The organism is Roseivivax halodurans JCM 10272 (assembly GCF_000521785.1).
Taxonomy (GTDB): Bacteria; Pseudomonadota; Alphaproteobacteria; order Rhodobacterales; family Rhodobacteraceae; genus Roseivivax; species Roseivivax halodurans.
Genome location: NZ_JALZ01000002.1, coordinates 306631 through 323970, shown reverse-complemented (window position 1 = coordinate 323970; position 17340 = coordinate 306631). Strand labels below are relative to the sequence as shown.

17 protein-coding genes are annotated in these 17340 nt (G+C 68.8%); 6 read left to right on the top strand and 11 right to left on the bottom strand.

Going from position 1 to position 17340, the window contains the following annotated elements:
• Positions 1-94 precede the first annotated feature (94 nt).
• The 4 genes from fusA to OCH239_RS03905 all read right to left on the bottom strand — a co-directional run bounded on the left by fusA (position 95) and on the right by OCH239_RS03905 (position 3870).
• The gene (gene fusA, locus OCH239_RS03920; RefSeq protein WP_037258942.1) at positions 95-2236 is read right to left on the bottom strand and encodes an elongation factor G; all 2142 of its coding nucleotides are present in this window, start codon (positions 2234-2236) and stop codon (positions 95-97) included.
• 113 nt (positions 2237-2349) lie between these two features.
• Positions 2350-2820 carry a 30S ribosomal protein S7 gene (gene rpsG, locus OCH239_RS03915; protein WP_037258939.1) on the bottom strand — a complete coding sequence of 157 codons (471 nt, stop codon included), beginning with the start codon at positions 2818-2820 and terminating at the stop codon, positions 2350-2352.
• A gap of 12 nt (positions 2821-2832) precedes the next feature.
• Positions 2833-3204 (bottom strand): 30S ribosomal protein S12, encoded by a 372-nt coding sequence (gene rpsL / locus OCH239_RS03910; protein ID WP_037258936.1) that lies wholly within the window; start codon positions 3202-3204, stop codon positions 2833-2835.
• 465 nt (positions 3205-3669) lie between these two features.
• Entirely contained in the window at positions 3670-3870 is a 201-nt protein-coding gene (locus OCH239_RS03905) for a hypothetical protein (RefSeq protein WP_037258932.1), read from the bottom strand.
• A gap of 143 nt (positions 3871-4013) precedes the next feature.
• Between OCH239_RS03905 and parE the strand changes: the two genes are divergently transcribed.
• On the top strand, positions 4014-5972 hold the full coding sequence (gene parE / locus OCH239_RS03900; protein ID WP_037258929.1) for a DNA topoisomerase IV subunit B: 1959 nt from the start codon (positions 4014-4016) through the stop codon (positions 5970-5972).
• Between the two features lie 50 nt (positions 5973-6022).
• The gene (locus tag OCH239_RS03895; protein ID WP_157577790.1) at positions 6023-6226 is read left to right on the top strand and encodes a hypothetical protein; all 204 of its coding nucleotides are present in this window, start codon (positions 6023-6025) and stop codon (positions 6224-6226) included.
• A gap of 26 nt (positions 6227-6252) precedes the next feature.
• Here the strand turns inward: OCH239_RS03895 and OCH239_RS03890 are convergent, their stop codons facing one another.
• Positions 6253-6588 (bottom strand): hypothetical protein, encoded by a 336-nt coding sequence (locus OCH239_RS03890; RefSeq protein ID WP_037259072.1) that lies wholly within the window; start codon positions 6586-6588, stop codon positions 6253-6255.
• Between the two features lie 96 nt (positions 6589-6684).
• On the opposite strand from OCH239_RS03890, the gene OCH239_RS03885 reads away from it, so the two are divergent.
• Positions 6685-7422, top strand: coding sequence for a hypothetical protein (locus OCH239_RS03885; protein ID WP_341871940.1), 738 nt, complete (start codon positions 6685-6687; stop codon positions 7420-7422).
• Positions 7423-7467: 45 nt separating this feature from the next.
• On the opposite strand, the gene OCH239_RS03880 is transcribed toward OCH239_RS03885, so the two are convergent.
• Positions 7468-7665 carry a CsbD family protein gene (locus OCH239_RS03880; protein WP_037258924.1) on the bottom strand — a complete coding sequence of 66 codons (198 nt, stop codon included), beginning with the start codon at positions 7663-7665 and terminating at the stop codon, positions 7468-7470.
• A 127-nt stretch (positions 7666-7792) separates the two neighbouring features.
• On the opposite strand from OCH239_RS03880, the gene OCH239_RS03875 reads away from it, so the two are divergent.
• Positions 7793-8497 (top strand): DUF1194 domain-containing protein, encoded by a 705-nt coding sequence (locus OCH239_RS03875; RefSeq protein ID WP_037258921.1) that lies wholly within the window; start codon positions 7793-7795, stop codon positions 8495-8497.
• A 1-nt stretch (position 8498) separates the two neighbouring features.
• Here OCH239_RS03875 and OCH239_RS03870 read toward each other — a convergent pair whose 3' ends face one another.
• Positions 8499-9767 carry a hypothetical protein gene (locus OCH239_RS03870; RefSeq protein ID WP_037258918.1) on the bottom strand — a complete coding sequence of 423 codons (1269 nt, stop codon included), beginning with the start codon at positions 9765-9767 and terminating at the stop codon, positions 8499-8501.
• Between the two features lie 261 nt (positions 9768-10028).
• On the opposite strand from OCH239_RS03870, the gene OCH239_RS03865 reads away from it, so the two are divergent.
• Positions 10029-12062 (top strand): S8 family serine peptidase, encoded by a 2034-nt coding sequence (locus OCH239_RS03865; protein ID WP_051489234.1) that lies wholly within the window; start codon positions 10029-10031, stop codon positions 12060-12062.
• Between the two features lie 16 nt (positions 12063-12078).
• Here the strand turns inward: OCH239_RS03865 and OCH239_RS03860 are convergent, their stop codons facing one another.
• The gene (locus OCH239_RS03860; RefSeq protein WP_211241957.1) at positions 12079-13200 is read right to left on the bottom strand and encodes a phosphatase PAP2 family protein; all 1122 of its coding nucleotides are present in this window, start codon (positions 13198-13200) and stop codon (positions 12079-12081) included.
• A gap of 190 nt (positions 13201-13390) precedes the next feature.
• Here OCH239_RS03860 and OCH239_RS03850 point away from each other — a divergent pair, with 190 nt between their 5' ends.
• Complete coding sequence (locus OCH239_RS03850) at positions 13391-14992, top strand: AfsR/SARP family transcriptional regulator (RefSeq protein ID WP_037258910.1); 1602 nt, start codon at positions 13391-13393, stop codon at positions 14990-14992.
• 100 nt (positions 14993-15092) lie between these two features.
• On the opposite strand, the gene OCH239_RS03845 is transcribed toward OCH239_RS03850, so the two are convergent.
• From OCH239_RS03845 to OCH239_RS03835, 3 genes are read right to left on the bottom strand one after another with little or no spacing between them, the layout of a single operon-like run.
• Positions 15093-15575 (bottom strand): DUF6505 family protein, encoded by a 483-nt coding sequence (locus OCH239_RS03845; protein ID WP_037258908.1) that lies wholly within the window; start codon positions 15573-15575, stop codon positions 15093-15095.
• The gene (locus OCH239_RS03840) at positions 15572-16279 is read right to left on the bottom strand and encodes a biotin/lipoate--protein ligase family protein (RefSeq protein WP_037258904.1); all 708 of its coding nucleotides are present in this window, start codon (positions 16277-16279) and stop codon (positions 15572-15574) included. The genes OCH239_RS03845 and OCH239_RS03840 overlap by 4 nt, the downstream gene beginning before the upstream one ends.
• The gene (locus OCH239_RS03835) at positions 16276-17340 is read right to left on the bottom strand and encodes an Mrp/NBP35 family ATP-binding protein (RefSeq protein ID WP_037258902.1); all 1065 of its coding nucleotides are present in this window, start codon (positions 17338-17340) and stop codon (positions 16276-16278) included. The genes OCH239_RS03840 and OCH239_RS03835 overlap by 4 nt, the downstream gene beginning before the upstream one ends.

Sequence of the window (17340 nt, the reverse complement as noted above, 5' to 3'; positions counted from 1 at the left end):
GTTCGAACTTTTCCTTTGCCATCGTCTGGCTCCCTCTTTTCGTCGTGTCGCCGGAGGCCCCAGGCAGGGGCCTCCGGTCGGCAAATCTGATGGGTTACGCGTACTGCTTCTGGATCTCTTCCGAGAGGTTCTGCGGAACCGGATCGTAATGGTCGAACTGCATCGTGAACTGCGCGCGGCCCGAGGACATCGAGCGCAGGTTGTTGATGTAGCCGAACATGTTGGCGAGCGGCACCATCGCGTGCAGCGCCACGGCGTTGCCGCGCGGCTCCTGGCCGGTGACCTGACCGCGCCGCGAGGTGAGATCGCCGATGATCGAGCCGGTATATTCCTCCGGCGTGACGACCTCGACCTTCATCATCGGCTCGAGCAGCTGCGCGCCGGCCTTGCGGAGGCCTTCACGCATGCCCATCCGCGACGCGATCTCGAACGCGAGGACCGAGGAGTCGACGTCGTGGTACTTGCCGTCCACCAGCGCGACCTTGAAGTCGATCACCGGGAAGCCTGCAAGCGGACCGGAGTCCATCACCGACTTGATGCCCTTCTCGACGCCGGGGATGTATTCCTTCGGCACCGAGCCACCGACGATGCGGCTCTCGAAGGAGTAGCCCTCGCCCGGTTCGGTCGGGGTGATCTCGAGCGTGACCTCGGCGAACTGACCGGAGCCGCCCGACTGCTTCTTGTGCGTGTAGGTGTGGTTGATCTTCTGCGAGATGGTCTCGCGGTAGGCCACCTGAGGCGCACCGATGTTCGCCTCCACCTTGAATTCACGCTTCAGCCGGTCGACGAGGATGTCGAGGTGAAGTTCGCCCATGCCCTTCATGATGGTCTGACCGCTCTCGATGTCGGTCTCGACCTTGAAGGACGGGTCCTCCGCCGCGAGGCGCTGGAGGCCTGCGGACATCTTCTCCTGGTCGGCCTTCGTCTTGGGCTCCACGGCGATCTCGATCACCGGGTCCGGGAAGGTCATCGTCTCGAGCACGACCTGCTTGTTGGGATCGCAGAGCGTGTCGCCGGTGGTGGTGTCCTTGAGACCCGCCAGAGCGATGATGTCGCCGGAACCGGCCCAGTCGATCTCCTCGCGGGAGTTCGAGTGCATCATCATCATCCGGCCGATGCGCTCTTTCCGACCCTTGGTCGAGTTGAACACCGTGCCGCCCTTCTCGAGCAGGCCCGAGTAGATGCGCGTGAAGGTGAGCGAGCCCACGAAGGGGTCGTTCATGATCTTGAACGCGAGGCCGGCGAAGGGCTGGTCGTCACCGGGACGACGCTCGATGTTGCGCGTCTCGGTCTCGTCGTCCGGGGAGAAGCCCATGTAGGGCGGGACGTCGAGGGGACCCGGCAGGTAGTCGATGACCGCGTTGAGGAGCGGCTGGACACCTTTGTTCTTGAACGCGGAGCCCGCGAGGACCGGAACGAAGGAGAGCGACAGCGTGCCCTTGCGGATCAGCGAGCGCAGCTTCGGAAGGTCCGGCTCCTCGCCTTCGAGGTAGGCCTCCATCGCGTCGTCGTCCATCTCGACGGCGGCTTCGATCAGGTTGCCGCGCATCTCTTCGGCACGGTCCTTGAGCTCGTCGCGGATGTCCTGGATGACCCAGCTCGCGCCGAGGTCTTCACCCTTCCAGACCCATTCCTTCATGGTGACGAGGTCGACGATGCCCTCGAGCTGGTCTTCCGCGCCGATCGGGAACTGGATCGGAACCGGGTTCGCACCGGTCCGGTCGCGGATCATGTCCACGCAGTTCCAGAAGTCCGCGCCGATCTTGTCCATCTTGTTGACGAACACGACGCGCGGGACCTTGTAGCGGTCGGCCTGGCGCCAGACGGTCTCGGTCTGGGGCTCGACACCGGCGTTGGCGTCGAGAACGCAGATCGCGCCGTCGAGCACGGCGAGCGAACGCTCGACCTCGATGGTGAAGTCCACGTGGCCGGGGGTGTCGATGATGTTGAAGCGGAACTTGGCTTCCTGCGGCGTGTCGCCGTAGATGCCGGTCGGGTTCTCGCCGTCCTCGGTGCGGAACCAGAACGTGGTCGTCGCCGCCGAGGTGATCGTGATCCCGCGTTCCTGCTCCTGCTCCATCCAGTCCATGGTCGCGGCGCCGTCGTGGACTTCGCCGATCTTGTGGGACTTGCCGGTGTAGAACAGGATGCGCTCGGTGCAGGTGGTCTTGCCTGCATCGATATGCGCCATGATCCCGAAGTTACGGTAGCGGTCGAGGGAATATTCGCGGGCCATTGGGTCGGTCCTCAGGTGGCTTTGCGGTTGATCAGGCGTTGCCGTCTGTCTTGTCGGATTCCAGCGCGGCAATGGGGGACGGACGCCGGTGCGTCAAGCGTCCCCCCAAGGCCTTACCAGCGGTAGTGGCTGAACGCCTTGTTGGCGTCGGCCATCTTGTGGGTGTCCTCGCGCTTCTTCACGGCGGAGCCGCGCGAGTTCACGGCATCGAGAAGCTCGCCCGCGAGGCGCTCTTCCATCGTGTTCTCGTTGCGCTTGCGCGACGCTTCGATCAGCCAGCGGATCGCCAGCGCCTCGCGGCGCTCGGGGCGGACCTCGACGGGCACCTGGTAGGTGGCACCACCAACGCGGCGCGAGCGGACCTCGACCGACGGTTTGATGTTGTCGAGCGCCTCGGAGAAGATCTCGATCGGCGAACGCTTGACCTTGTTCTCGACGCGGTCGAGCGCGTTGTACACGATCCCCTCGGCGACGGACTTCTTGCCGTCAACCATGAGGTTGTTCATGAACTTGGTCAGGACCCGGTCGCCGTACTTGGCGTCGGGAAGGATTTCGCGCTTTTCAGCGGAGTGACGGCGGGACATCTGTCTATCCTCTTACTTCGGACGCTTGGCGCCATATTTGGAGCGACGCTGGCGACGATCCTTGACGCCCTGCGTGTCGAGAACGCCGCGCAGGATGTGGTAGCGAACGCCGGGAAGGTCCTTCACACGACCACCCCGGATCAGGACGACCGAGTGCTCCTGAAGGTTGTGGCTTTCGCCCGGGATGTAGCTGATCACCTCGTAGCCGTTGGTCAGACGCACCTTGGCCACCTTCCGCATTGCCGAGTTCGGCTTCTTCGGAGTGGTGGTGTAGACGCGCGTGCAGACGCCGCGTTTCTGCGGGCACTGCTCGAGATGGATCGCCTTCGAGCGCTTCGGCTTGGGCTGACGCGGCTTGCGGATCAGCTGTTGAATCGTGGGCATTCCGGTTCTTTCCCCGTGTGTCTCTCACATATGTGACGCGATCGGCCTCATCGCCTCATCGCGGCTTGTCTCTGGCAAGGCGCCCCGCGCGTCCGCGGGTCACCGGTTTCTGCGCCGGCCGGCGCGGACGGCGCGCATGAGGCGGCGCCGACGGTTCGGTTCGCGCCCGGGCCGGCGGTCATCGGCCCACGGCGACGCAAAAAACCGCATGCGTTCCCTGCCTCACGGGAACGACGCGGGTGCATTCAGAGGATCGGGGCGTTCGGTCACCCGGATCTTGACCGCTTCGGTTCTGCTTGTTCGACGCGTCGACGGGGCCGCATACACCCCTAGCGCCAAGATGCCGGGCGTATATGGGGAGTCGCTTGGGTTGTCAACAGGGCCGGAGGCGCTCCGGTCGGCAGCGGTCCGCGCGGGCGGATGGTGCCGGTCCGGAGGGCGGGACGGGAGCCCGCGGGCGCGCGATCAGAAGCTGTCGTGCTCGCGGTTGTGGTGTCCGCAGCTGGCGCAGATCGGCGTGCCGGCGATCTCCTCGAACCCCGTGCAGCGGCTCGTGACGCAGCCGCCGCGGCGGGGGTTGTGCATCCGCCAGGCCGCATCGGGCGCGCCGGGAACCGGCATGCGCGTGTCGCGCGGCGGCACGTAGGTATAGGTAGATGCGGACATCGCCTCCTCCAAAGAGCGCATCGGGACTCGGACGCTAGCAGCCCCGCAGCGCCGTGCAAGCCCCGTCTGCCCTTTTCGCCGGACGGGGGGTCTGACATACTTTGCGATCAAAGCCGTCAATAAACAGTATATGAGCAGCCCCCATGGCCGAAGATCTTCTCTCGGGCGCAGAGCCCGGCGACTACGATGCCTCCTCCATCGAGGTGCTCGAGGGTCTCGAGCCCGTGCGCAAGCGACCCGGCATGTATATCGGCGGCACCGACGAGCGGGCGCTGCACCACCTCGTGGCCGAGATCCTCGACAACTCGATGGACGAGGCGGTTGCGGGGCACGCCAACCGGATCGAGCTGACGCTCAACGCCGATTACTCGATCTCGGTCAGCGACAACGGCCGCGGCATCCCGATCGACCCGCATCCGAAATTTCCGGGCAAGTCGGCGCTCGAGGTGATCCTCTGCACGCTGCACGCGGGCGGCAAGTTCGGCGGCGACGCCTACGAGACCTCGGGCGGTCTGCACGGCGTGGGCGCCTCGGTGGTGAACGCGCTGTCGGATTCGCTCATCGTGCAGGTCGCGCGCAACAAGGAGCTGCACGAGCAGCGCTTTGCCCGCGGCAAGCCGCAGGGGCCGGTGGCGAAGGTCGGACAGGCGCCGAACCGCCGCGGCACCACGATCGTCTTCCATGCCGACGAGGAGATCTTCGGCCATCACCGCTTCAAGCCCGCGCGGCTCTTCAAGATGGTGCGCTCCAAGGCCTATCTCTTCTCGGGCGTCGAGATCCGCTGGAAGTCGGCGATCGACGACGGCGAGACCCCGACCGAGGCGACCTTCCACTTTCCGGGCGGCCTCTCTGACTACCTGCAGGAGGTGCTCGGCGGCGCCACCACCTATGCCGCGCAGCCCTTCGCGGGCCGCGTCGATTTCCGCGAGAAGTTCGGCAGCCCCGGCAAGGTCGAATGGGCGATCAACTGGACGCCCTCCCGCGACGGGTTCCTGCAGAGCTACTGCAACACGGTTCCGACGCCCGAGGGCGGCACCCACGAGGCGGGCTTCTGGGCGGCGATCCTCAAGGGGATCCGGGCCTATGGCGAGCTCGTGAACAACAAGAAGGCGCAGCAGATCACCCGCGAGGACCTGATCACCGGGGGCTGCGCGCTGGTCTCGTGTTTCATCCGAGAACCCGAATTCGTCGGCCAGACCAAGGACCGGCTCGCTACCGCCGAGGCGGCGAAGCTGGTCGAGGGCGCGGTGCGCGACCATTTCGACAACTGGCTGGCGCAGGACACGAAGTCTGCGGGCGCCATCCTCGATTTCCTCGTGCTGCGCAGCGAGGAGCGGCTGCGCCGCAAGCAGGAGAAGGAGACGCAGCGCAAGTCCGCCACCAAGCGGCTGCGCCTGCCCGGCAAGCTCACCGACTGCACCACCAAGGCGCGCGAGGGCACCGAGATCTTCATCGTCGAGGGCGACTCGGCGGGCGGCTCGGCCAAGGGGGCGCGGTTCCGCGAGTTCCAGGCGCTGCTGCCGCTCAGGGGCAAGATCCTCAACGTGCTCGGGGCGGCCTCCTCGAAGCTCGGGCAGAACGCCGAGATCCGCGATCTCTGTGAGGCGCTCGGCGTGGGGCTCGGCTCGAAGTTCAACCTCGACGATCTGCGCTACGACAAGATCATCATCATGTGCGACGCCGATGTGGACGGCGCGCACATCGCCTCGCTGCTGATGACGTTCTTCTATTCCCAGATGCGGCCGCTGATCGACAACGGGCATCTCTACCTCGCCTGCCCGCCGCTCTACCGCCTGACGCAGGGGCCGAAGCGGATGTACGTCGCCTCGGACGCCGAGAAGGACGAGTGGATGCAGAAGGGCCTCGGCGGCAAGGGCAAGATCGACGTGCAGCGCTTCAAGGGTCTGGGCGAGATGGACGCCAAGGACCTCAAGGAGACCACGATGGATCCGGCCTCGCGGACGCTGATCCGCGTGACCATCGACGAGGACGAGCCGGGCGAGACCAGCGACCTCGTGGAGCGCCTGATGGGCAAGAAGCCGGAGCTGCGCTTCCAGTACATCTCGGAGAACGCACGGTTCGTGGAAGAGCTTGACGTCTGACAGTGCAGATTGAAAGGAGCACAGACCGCTTTGATATGGGGAGGAAAGCCATGACCCGAACCGCACGGCTCAAGCTGCAACTGACGTGCTTCGTTCTCGTCCACCTGCCCCTGATCGCGGTCGCGGCGGCTGCGTTGCCGCGGGGCGCGTATCAGCTCGTCGGGATCGCCTTCGCAGCGACGCTCGTTGCCGCGATCTGCGTCTGGGCGGTTCTCGGGCGGGCGCTGTCCCCGGAGCGAGCGAGCGCTGCCTGAGGCGGGACGCGGCTGAGCGGTCCCCGTCAGAGGAGCAGGTGGAGGAGCACCGCCAGGAGACCGGCCTTGGCGGCGAGCGCGGCCAGAACGAGGCCGCGATTCTCGGGGGCCAGAAGGTCGTCCCAGAGGCTGCGCGGCTCCTCTCCGAAGAGGCGCGCCTCTAGGGACGCCTTCAATGCGGGCGGCGGCGCAACCTCGTCGAGCCCGCCGAGAAGCGCGGGCAGCCGGCTTTCCCAGAGTGAAAGCTCGGCGCGCATTTCGGGATCGGTCTCGAGAGCAGCCGCGACGGCGCGGCGCTCGTCCGGATCGAGGAGCCCGAGGGCGTACTCGCTCGCCAACAGCGATTTCTCAGTCCTGTCCACGGGCGCGCCCGTCCTTTCCGCCGCTCAGCGGCCCGCTCCTCAAGATCTGACGCCGATGTGCACCGGGGCGAAGATTTTTTCAATGGATGCGAGAACATGCCACACTTGCGGTACGCGCGTATCCGGGCTTCCATCGCACTCATGCGCATCCCCCTCTTCCTCACACTCTGCTTGATCCTGTCCGCCTGCGGCGGCCGCGAGCTCACCCCGAACGAGATGGCGTTTGCGCGGGCGCTGCACTCGGAGGCGATAGAGCCGCGGCGCGTGCGGTTTCACGACGGCCATTTCGCGGGGAGCTTTGCCTATACGCGGCCGGTCCGGCCGAGGCGGACCTGCCAGGAGCGGATCTGGCCCCCCTCCCGCGGCGAGACGGTGATCGTGAGCCCGGGCGCGACCGTGTTCTTCAACCGCATCCTCTACCGCGAGGACCTCTATCGAGACGATTTCATGTCGGGATACCCCGAACGGGTGGACCTCGTCTCGGCGATGCTCTTCGCGCACGAAATGACCCATGTCTGGCAATGGCAGAACCGGGCGCGGACGGGATACCATCCGCTGCGGGCGGCCTTCGAACACACGAGCAGCGCCGATCCCTATCTTTTCGAGCCGGACAGCACCAAGAGGTTCCTGGATCATGGGTTCGAGCAGCAGGGTGCGATCGTCGAGGAATGGGTGTGCTGCCGCCTGCTCGATCCGGAGGCGGAGCGGACGGCGCGTCTGCGCGAGATGATCGGCGCGGAAATGGATCTCTCGCGCCTCGATGCGGCCCTGTCGGGCGCCGAGGTGCGCATTCCTTGGGCAGGCGCCGAGATCCAAGGCATCTGTCGGGAGTGACGCCGGGCGAAGCCGCCCGGCGCCGAGAGGGTTAAAAGGCCGCGATCAGTGGCGCGCGATCCAGTCGTCGACCTCGCGCTGCGCCTCTTCCTTGCTGTGGCCGTAGCGCTCCTGGAGCTTGCCGGCGAGCTGCTCGCGGTTGCCCTTGGCCTGCTCCACGTCGTCGCCGGTGAGCTTGCCCCACTGCTTCTGGGCCTCGCCCTTCAGCTGGTCCCATTTGCCTTCGGCTTGATCCCAATTCATCGCTCTTCTCCTAGATCTGATGACTGCCCGGATAACGCGCATCCCTCGCGAAAGGTTGCGGAAGGAAAGGTCGACAGCGGGACGAAGCGTGGCACCATGCGCTTGTGCCGAACGGGAGGTTCCCTGCATGACGCGTCTCGCCCCTGCCCTTCTCGCCGCCTGCCTCGCCGCGCCCGCCGCGGCGCAGGACACCGATCTCGAGCTGGTGCTGCTGGCGGACGCCTCCGGCTCCATCGACGCGGAGGAGATCCGCTTCCAGCGCGAAGGTTATGCCGAGGCGATCACCGATCCCGAGGTGCTGGCGGCGATCGCGGGCACCGCCTACGGCTCGATCGCAGTCACCTATGTCGAATGGGCCTCGCACACCGCGCAGGTGGTGGGTTGGACACGGATCGACGGCGCGGAGAGCGCCGAGGGGTTCGCGGCGGCGCTGCTGGCGGAGCCGAGGCGCGCCTACGGGCGGAACGCGATCGGGTCGGCGCTGCTCGATTCGCTGCGGCTGATCGAACGGAACGAGATCGACGGCTGGCGGCGGGTGATCGACTTCTCGGGCGATTCGGCGAACAGCTATGCCGGTCCGTCGATCGAGGAGGCGCGCGCCGAGGTGGTCGCTGCCGGCGTCACCATCAACGCGCTGCCGATCCTGCGCCCGGACGATCCGGGGCGGGCGCAGGGCGGGCTCGAGGCGCTCTACGAGGAGCGGATCATCGGCGGCATGGGCGCCTTCGTCGTCACGGCCGAGAGCCGCGCGAGCTTTGCCGAGGCGGTGCGCCGCAAGCTGATCCTGGAAATCTCCGGGAGCTCGGGCGCACCGTTCGTGGCCGCGCGCTGAGCTAGACGCTGCTCAGGGCGACCTGCGGCAGCGCATCCGGCCCGGCCTCGGCATCGAGGCCGATGAGGGCCTCGAGCGCGGCGCGGCGCCCGACATCGGCACCGGTTTCCACCTGCTGCGCGATCTCGTGCGGCCAGAGGCCGCCCGGCGCCGCCGTCGCGAGCGCGACGTCGCGCACGAGGCGGTCGAGCTCGGCGCCCGCCTCCTCGTCGTGCGGGAGCCAGGTCCGCAGGGCAGCGGCAAGCGCCGCAGCCTGGAACGGCGCGGTGCGGAGCGTTCCGGGATGCATCGGCCCCGAGGCGGTAAGAAGCGGCGGCATGCAGAGGTTCCGGGCCAGAACCACGGGGCACCAGCCGGTGCACCGCTCGCCGTCGCGCCTGACCACAGTTCCGCCGAAGGGGCGGGCATCGTTGACCGCGACAAGCTGGGCAAGAAGGCGTGGCACACGGCGGGTGAGCTCGGTCAACACGCCGGTGGCCATGGCGCCGTCCGGCATGCTGCTGGCAGACTCGCCCGACGCCAGAAGCGCGAGTTCGCCCGCCAGCAGCCCGGGGCGCGGACCGGCCGGGGAGGAGGAGCGTGCCGCCCGCGCCGCGATCCGCTCGCTCAGTTCCGACAAAAGCCGGAGCACGAGCTGCGGAGGTCCGATGCGCGGCGTTGCGCCTTGCGAGAACCGCGCAAGCGCCGCGACGATGACAGGTTGAAGGACGCCCCGCTGCGCGACCCGCCGCGCGAGGTCGGCGGCCGAGGCCGGCAGCGCGGCGCGGGGCCGCCCGGGAAGCGCCAGCGCCGCGCCGTGGCGGTGCCGACACCAGCGCAGCCACTGCGAGATCGGCGCATCGTCGGATGGCGGCGGCAGGGTGCCGCCGTTCGCGACCTCGCGGTCGGGAGCCGAGGCGCCCCAGAGCGACGAGAGCCGATGCGCCGGACCGCCGGTGATCCGCGCGAAGAGATCGCCGGTCGTCGGCAGCTCGCTCTCGACCGCATGCGCAACCTCGGCGCGGAGCGCGGCGTGGTCGAGCGACGGCAGGCCGGGGGCGATGGTGGCGCGGTCCGACCTCGCCAGAGTGTCGAACGGGGTCTCGCGCAGAAGCGACAGCGCGTAGAGCGCGACCATGTCGGCCGCTCTCGCCCGCGCCTCGGGAGAGGGCTCAGGTGCCTGCGGTGGGGCGGTCCGCGCCGCCATGGGGCGCGCCAGCGACGGCGCAAGACCCTGGCCGCCGGGAATGATCTGGAAGGGATGGAGATCGTGGCATTCGGTCTTGAACATGGGTATGCTCCCCGGTGTGCGCCACCCGGCGTCTCTCCCCCGCCAAATCGGGGTGACGTAGGGTTAACATTCAATTAATGCGAACTTGCCGATTCTGCGTGATCGGCCCGCGATAGCCGCGCAAACCCATCGTCAAACCGCGCGCTTCATTCGGATCGCAGCGACCCATGCAGCATAAATGTTGACCCTAGGTCAACGGCGCAATTTTCTGGAGTGTATCGCCCGGAAGCCCATTCCCGATCGTTGCGCAGGATCGCCGCCATGACCTTGACCTGGACCGCCCCGGAGCCCGCCGAAGTGCTGGACGGCTATCTCGACTGGGCCCGCCTGCTGCATGTCCGCCGCGACGCGCTCGCGCCGCGAGACCGCACCGACCGGAACTGGTACGAGCCGATCTTCGTCCGCCTCAGGCACGGGGACGCGGCCTCCCGCGCGCGCCTGCAGGACCTGGTCGACGATCCCGCGCAGCCTTTCGTGATGGATCCGTTCGAGGCCGCGCGGCTCGCGGCCCGGCGCGCCGAAGAGGCGCCCTGGACCGAGCTTCCGGACGAGTACATGCTCTACCGCCGCGCGGGCACGCCGGGCGATGCCGAGGGCGAGCTCTGGGTGCTGCTCGACGTGGGTGCCCGGGTGGACCTCGATCCCGACGAGCGGCCCGAAGCTCCGGGCCAGGACGCGACCGCGCAGGCTCTGCCCTCCTCGGGGCCGATCGTCGCGATCATCGACGACGGCATCGCGATGCTGAACCGGCGCTTCCGCCGCGGCGACCGCACGCGGTTCCACGCGGTCTGGCTGCAATCGGACGAGAGGGCCCGCGGCACCGAAGGCGGAGCGCGGCGCGCCCGCATCGGCGAGGTCCTGACAGCGGCCGATATCGACGCGGCGCTGGCGCAGGGTCCGGCGCTCGACGAAGCGGCCTGGTATCGGCGGCTGAACGGACGGGTCCTCGGCCCCGGGGCACACCGGTCGACCGAGTTCGGATCGAGCCACGGCACACATGTGCTCGATCTCGCGGCGGGGGCCGATCCCGAGGACGCCGGCGATCCGGCGCGGGACTGGCCGCTTCTCGCGGTGCAGCTGCCGCCCGAGGCCATCGAGGACACGTCGGGCACGCGGTTCGAGAGCTACATGGTGCAGGCGCTGCGCTGGATCCTCGGGCAGGCGCGCGAGATCGGGACGGACCGGCCGGTGATCGTGAACGTCTCGCTCGGCATGTCGGCGGGTCCCAAGGACGGCACACGCTTTGCCGAGTACCAGATGGCGCGCGAGGCCGAGGCCTGGACGGCGGCCACAGGGCAGAACGTCCGGATCGTCTATTCGTTCGGCAACAACCAGCGCTCGCGACAGGTGGCGCGGATGGTCTGGGCGGCCGACGACACGCGCGAGATCGAGGAGCGCGAGATCGTCTGGCGGGCGCAGCCGTCCGATCTGACGGCGAGCTACATGGAGATCTGCCTGCCGCCCGGTATCGCCTCGGGGGAGATCGAGGTGGCCCTGACGGCGCCCGGGCGGGACCACGACTTCGCGCCCGTGCCCGAGGGCGCGCGGCGCACGCTGCTGCGGGAGGGCGCGGCGATCGCGCGGCTCTACCACCTGCCGGCGCTCGCACTCGACGAAACGACGGTGCAGAGGGCGCGATACGTGCTCGCGCTCGCCCCGACGGAAGGGCTGAAACCCCGCGAGCCGGCGGCGCCGCCGGGGGGCTGGCGCGTCGCCCTGCGCTATCGCGGCACGGCGGCGCTCGAGGTGCATCTGCAGATCCAGCGCGGCGAGAGCCTGCCCGGATACCGGCCGCGGGGGCGGCAATCCTATTTCGACGATCCGCGCGCCTATGGCTGGGACGACGAGACCAGGGACTGGTCCCGGCCGCACCCCGACGGGGCTCTTGCGCGGGAGGGCAGCCATTCGGCGATCGTCACCGCGCGCCCGGACTGCGTGCTGAGCGCCGGCGCCGCGCGGGTGTCGCCGGAGGCTCCGCAGGCTGCGCCCGCGCGCTATACGGCCGAGGGCGCGGCGTGGTCGGTGACCGGGCCGACCCTCTCGGCTCTCGCCGAGGAGGGCGTCGCGCTTCAGGGGGTGATCGCGGCGGCGACGCTTTCCGAGGGCGCGCGGCAGCTGAGCGGCACCAGCGCCGCGGCGGGGCGGATCACGCGGGCGCTGGCGATGGCTGGCGGCGCGCGCGATATGCCGGCGCTCGAAGCGGCGGGGATCGCGATCCTTTCGGGGGACGATGCGTCGCGGCTCGGATCGGGATGCGTCGATCCCGGCGCCGGAGCGCGCCGCCGCCGGGAGTGAGCGGCGCGCGCGCCGCTCAGCTTTCGGACTTCGCCTCGTCCCACATCTTCGTCAGCCACGGCGGGACCGCGATCCCGGAGAGCGAGGCGGTGCGCGTCGACACGATCGTGCCACCCGAGAGCGCCGCATCGAGATCGGCCAGCGTGAAATCGCCGTCATAGCTTGCGCCGTGGAAGGTCCGGGCCGGGGTTTCGCCCGCGCCGTCGAGCAGGTTCACCAGCGCTTCGGCGAGCGTCATGCCGAGCACCGCGCCGGCCATGCTGTCGGTGGGGAAGTGAACGCCCGCGACCGTCCGGTTGGCGGCGATGCGCGCGGCGTGGCGGAAGAGCGGCGCGCCCTCCCCGATCGCACCAGCCGCAGAGAACGCCCCGGGCTCGAAGAGCCTCGCGAGGACGGTTGCCGCGGCAAAGGCCTCCGTCGCGTGCCCCGAGGGCCAAGATCCGTGCCCCGGCGTCTGGATCACCGGCTGCACCTTGTCGGACATGGCGATCGGCCGCGCGACGTCGAAGGCCATCTTGAGCGGCATCTCGACATGCGTGCAGAGCCTCAGGATCGCCCCGGCGATCCAGTGGGTCCATTTCGTCGCGTCGGGATGCATGTATCCGACGGAGCCGTAGAAGGAGAGGATGTCGGAGGTCTGCACCTGGATCTCGGCGAGCCGGTCGAGACGCAGATCGGCATAGCTGCGCAGGTAATGCAGCTGAGCGTCGGCGAGAAAGGCGTCGGAGGGTTTCTCGAGCGTGACGATTGTCGCGCCGCCGATCTTCAGGCCCGCCGATGCGTTCGGCCCCCCGGGATCGGCGATGTCGAGGGAGAAGAGGGCCTGGAGCGCATGGTCGAGGACCGCGCGGCGCGGGAAGGCATCGAGCCTGCGGAACGCCTTCCACGAGGAGCGGCCGGTCTGCCGCGGCGTCCGCGAGGGTTCGCCGTTCCAGTACTGCATGGTGCCGTCGCGCGCACCGGCCAGCGCGGCGCTGAGATAGGGCGACGCGGACGAGCCTGCATGGGCCTGTCCGCCCTGCCCTCCCTGACCGCCCTGGCCACCTTGACCGCCCTGCCCCCCTTGTCCGCCCTGTCCGCCTTGGCCGCCTTGGCCGCCCTGTCCACCCTGGCCGCCTTGCCCTCCGAATATCGTCATGCGGAAATCCCCGGTGCTGAAAATGGAATATGGTTGTGTCTCGGGCCTCTGTGCCGGCAAGCGGATTTGCGTGGCGTGCACGGGATCACTTAGGAATTTACGAATGTTTCACGCTGATTGCCGCTTACGCAACTTCCTGCTAGGTTAATCCAAGCCGGCCTTTCACGGAAGCAGGATAAGGGATCTCACCGTGACAGACAGCCACGGCACCATCCGGATAGACCTCATCGGACCGCTTGCCATCCGCGACGGCGCAGGCCGGGACATCACCCCCAAAGGCGCGAAGAACCAGGGCCTCGTGGCCCTTCTTGCGCTCAGCCCCGGGATGCGGCGGCCGCGCCGGTGGATCGAGGACAAGCTCTGGTCGGCCTTCGCCCCCGAGCAGGCGAGCGCGAGCCTGCGGCAGGCACTCGCCAAGCTTCGCGGCACTCTCGGAGAGGCGGCGGCCGTGATCATCGCGGATCGGGGCACCGTCGGCTTCGATCCCGAACGCGTCGAGGTGGACCTTCTGGAACACGAGATCGACTTCGACGCCCCGCGCGAGCTGCTCGAGGGGCTCGACGTCCGGGACAGCGAATTCGAGGACTGGCTGCGCTCGGAGCGGGCCCGCTATGCCGCGCGGCTCGAGGCGGGACGGCCGAAGCCGGCGAGCGGCGTGCTGATGCGCTGCCGGACCGACGTGCACGGAGGCACGACTTCGTCGCTGATCGGAGAGCTTCTGGCCAACAGTATCGGCGAGAACATCGCCGAACAGGTGCGGGCCTGGCGACAATCCGGGCGCCATGTCGACGCGGTGACGGATGCCGCCGGCGATCTCGAGATCTCCTGCGACCTGATCGACGCCGAGGAAGGTACGCGGGTCTTCATCCGCGTGGTGCACATCCCGTCGGCGCGCATCCTCTATTCCAAGCTCCATCTGATCGCGGACCCGCAGGAGATCCTGATCTCGACCCCGGCGCTCTCGGCGGTGGTGTTCGAGGCCGCCGACCGGGCGCTCGCCATGCTGCCGCAGACGGTCGAGCAGTCGCGCCCCGAGGCGCGCGCGACGATGCTGTCGCGGCTCGGGCTCTACCGGATGTTCAGCTTCGATCCCGAGGGGCTGCGCGAGGCGGATTCGCTGATGTCGCAGGCCTATTCGATCGACCAGAACGGCGTCTACACCGCGTGGCGCAGCCTCATCCGGACGATCCAGATGATCGAGCTTCTGGAGGCCGATCCGCAGGCTCTGCGCGAGGAGATGCTGGAGCTGAACGTGAAGGCGCTGACCGAGGGCGCCGACAACGCGCTGGTGCAGGCGCTGCTCGCCCAGGTGCGGGTGATGGCGCTCGGCGACGCCCACGGCGGGCTCGACCTCGCCCAGCAATCGGTGGAGCGGAACCCGACGAGCGGCTTCGGCTGGCTGTCGCTGTCGGTCAGCCAGATGCTGGCGGGGGACAATCTTCGCGCCATCGAGCTGTCGCAGAAGGCCCGCGAGATCGCCCGATTCTCGCCCTTCCGGCAATGGTGGGATCTCTATCACTGCATCGTCTGCGTCGCTTGCGACAAACCGCAGCTCGCCATCGAGGCCGGAGAGGCGGCGGCGCGCGCGGCGCCGCATTTCCGGCCCGCGCACCGGCACCTCATCGCGCTCTACGCGATGGAGGGGCAGTACGACCGGGCGCTGACCGCGGCGCAGCGGCTGCAGAAGATCGAGCCCGGCTTCACGCTCGACCGCTTCGTGAACGACGACAGCTACCCGGTGCGGACGCTGCGCAGCAAGGGGATGCTGGAGCCGGTGCGGTCGCTGCTCTGAGCGGTCCGCGCGGGCAGCGGCGGGCGGAGCGAGGGCTCTGCCCTCGCGCTCCCGGAGTATTTTTGCCAAGAAGAAGGGCGCTGCGCCCGTGTACCGGGAGCTAGTCCTCGTCGAGGCTGCCGTGGACGGCGACGATGCCGAGATCGGCATCGGGAGCGGCGATGGTGCGGAAGCTCTCGCGCACGCCGGCTTCGGTCAGTTCGCGCGACACGGTGAGGAGCGTGTTCGGGTCGTGTTCGGCGCAGAGGTCGGCGGCATCGTCGATCTCGCGCTCGGCGACGCCGCGGGCGAGATCGCGCGACGGCGCGCCGTAGATGTCGACGAAATGCTGCGCGAGGTTGTCGATCAGCATGGCGCGTTCGGCGGGCTCGACGCGGGTCACCGCGACGAAGGTGACGCGGCCGAAGGTCTCGATTCCGAGCCAGCCGTTGGAGAAGGCCTGCCGCGCCTTGCCGGCGAGGTCGGCTTCGGTCCAGTCGGAGAACTCGAAGCCTCCGGGGATGCACCATTCGCCGGTCCGCGCGGGCTTGGCGAAGACGCGGGTGTCGCTCTCGTCGAAATGGATCGCGCGGGCGAGTTTCATCGGATCTCCAGCATGGCGGTCAGGGGGATCATCTGCGTGCCGGCGCCGGTTGTCTTGAGCATTTTCAGCTCCTCGTCGAGGCCGAGGAAGGTGCCGGGGCCGCCGCCGATCTCGGTTGGCGCGCCGAGGCCGTGGGCGAGCGCGCTCCAGTCGCGGTGAAGCTCGCCCGTGCCGCCCTCCTCCCAGCGGTGGATCCAGGCGAGGGCGTGGCGGGCCCACATCTCGGTGAGGTCGAGCGGGCCGAGATCGCCGCAGCCCTCGGCGTGGAGCGCGGTCTCGTCGGGATTGTCGCCGCCGTCGCCCTCGGGGACGACCCGCAGCTCGACACCCATCACCATCCAGTCCGGCACCGCGTCGCGGGCGGTTTCGGGGACGAGGACGCGGGCGCGGCCGCAGCGCGCGCCGTTGATGCGGATCGCGCCGTCCCATTGCAGGTGCACGGGCAGCTCCGACGGGCCGATGGAGCCCATTGCGTTCTGAAAGGCGAGGGCGGCGAGCGGCAGCATCACGGCGGCGCGCGAGAGCGGCACCTCGGGGGCGAGGATCATGGCGACGGCCATGTCGGCCGCCGCCGGGTCGAAGAGGACGAGGCCGGGATCGGCCCCGCCCTGCGCGGCGCGGACCGCCGCCTCGACCGGATCGCCCGCGACCGCGCGCCCGTCGAGGAGCGGCGGGAAGTCCGGGCGATCCGTCGTCAGGCTCATGCCTGGCCCGCCTCCACGAGCTTGCGGGCGAGATCGCGGAAGGCCTGCGCCTGCGGGCTCTCGGGCTTGGACACGACGATCGGCGCGCCGCCGTCCGAGGCGGTGCGGATGTCGAGATGCAGCGGGATCTCGGCGAGCAGAGGCACGCGCATCTCCTGCGCCTCCTTGGCGACGCCGCCATGGCCGAAGATGTGCTCCTCGTGGCCGCAATTGGAGCAGATATGGGTCGACATGTTCTCGATCAGGCCGAAGATCGGCGTGCCGAGCTTGGCGAACATGTCGATGCCCTTGCGCGCGTCGAGGAGCGCGACGTCCTGCGGGGTCGAGACCACCACGGCGCCGTCGAGCACGTATTTCTGCGCCAGGGTCATGGCGACGTCGCCGGTGCCCGGCGGCAGGTCGACGATCAGCACGTCGAGCGCGCCCCATTGCACCTGGTTCATCATCTGCTGCAGCGCGCCCATCAGCATCGGGCCGCGCCAGACGACCGCCTCGCGCTCGTTGGTCATGAGGCCGATCGACATCATCGTGACGCCGTAGTTCCGGAGCGGCAGGATGGTCTTGCCGTCGGGGCTGGCGGGCTTCCCCGAGACGCCCAGCATGCGCGGCTGCGAGGGGCCGTAGACGTCGGCGTCGAGCAGGCCAACGCGGCGACCCTCGGCAGCGAGGGCACAGGCGAGGTTCGCGGACACCGTGGACTTGCCGACGCCGCCCTTGCCGGAGGCTACGGCGATCACGCGGTCGATACCGGCGACCTTCTGGGGCCCCTGCGGTTTCGGCTTCTGCGCGCCCTTGAGGTCGGGCGGTGCCTTCTGCTGGTGCGCGGTCATCACGACCGACACCGTCTCGGCGCCGTCGAGGCCCTTGACCGCCGCCTCGCATTCGTCGCGGACTGGCTTGTAGGCCTCGGCCTTGGCGGGATCGATCTCGAGCACGAAGCGGACCGAGCCGCCCTCGACCGTGAGCGCGCGGATGATCCCGGCAGAGACCACGTCGCTGCCGGAGACCGGATCTGTTATCTCTTTCAGTGCGGCGAGAACCGCGTCGCGTGTGAGAGCCAC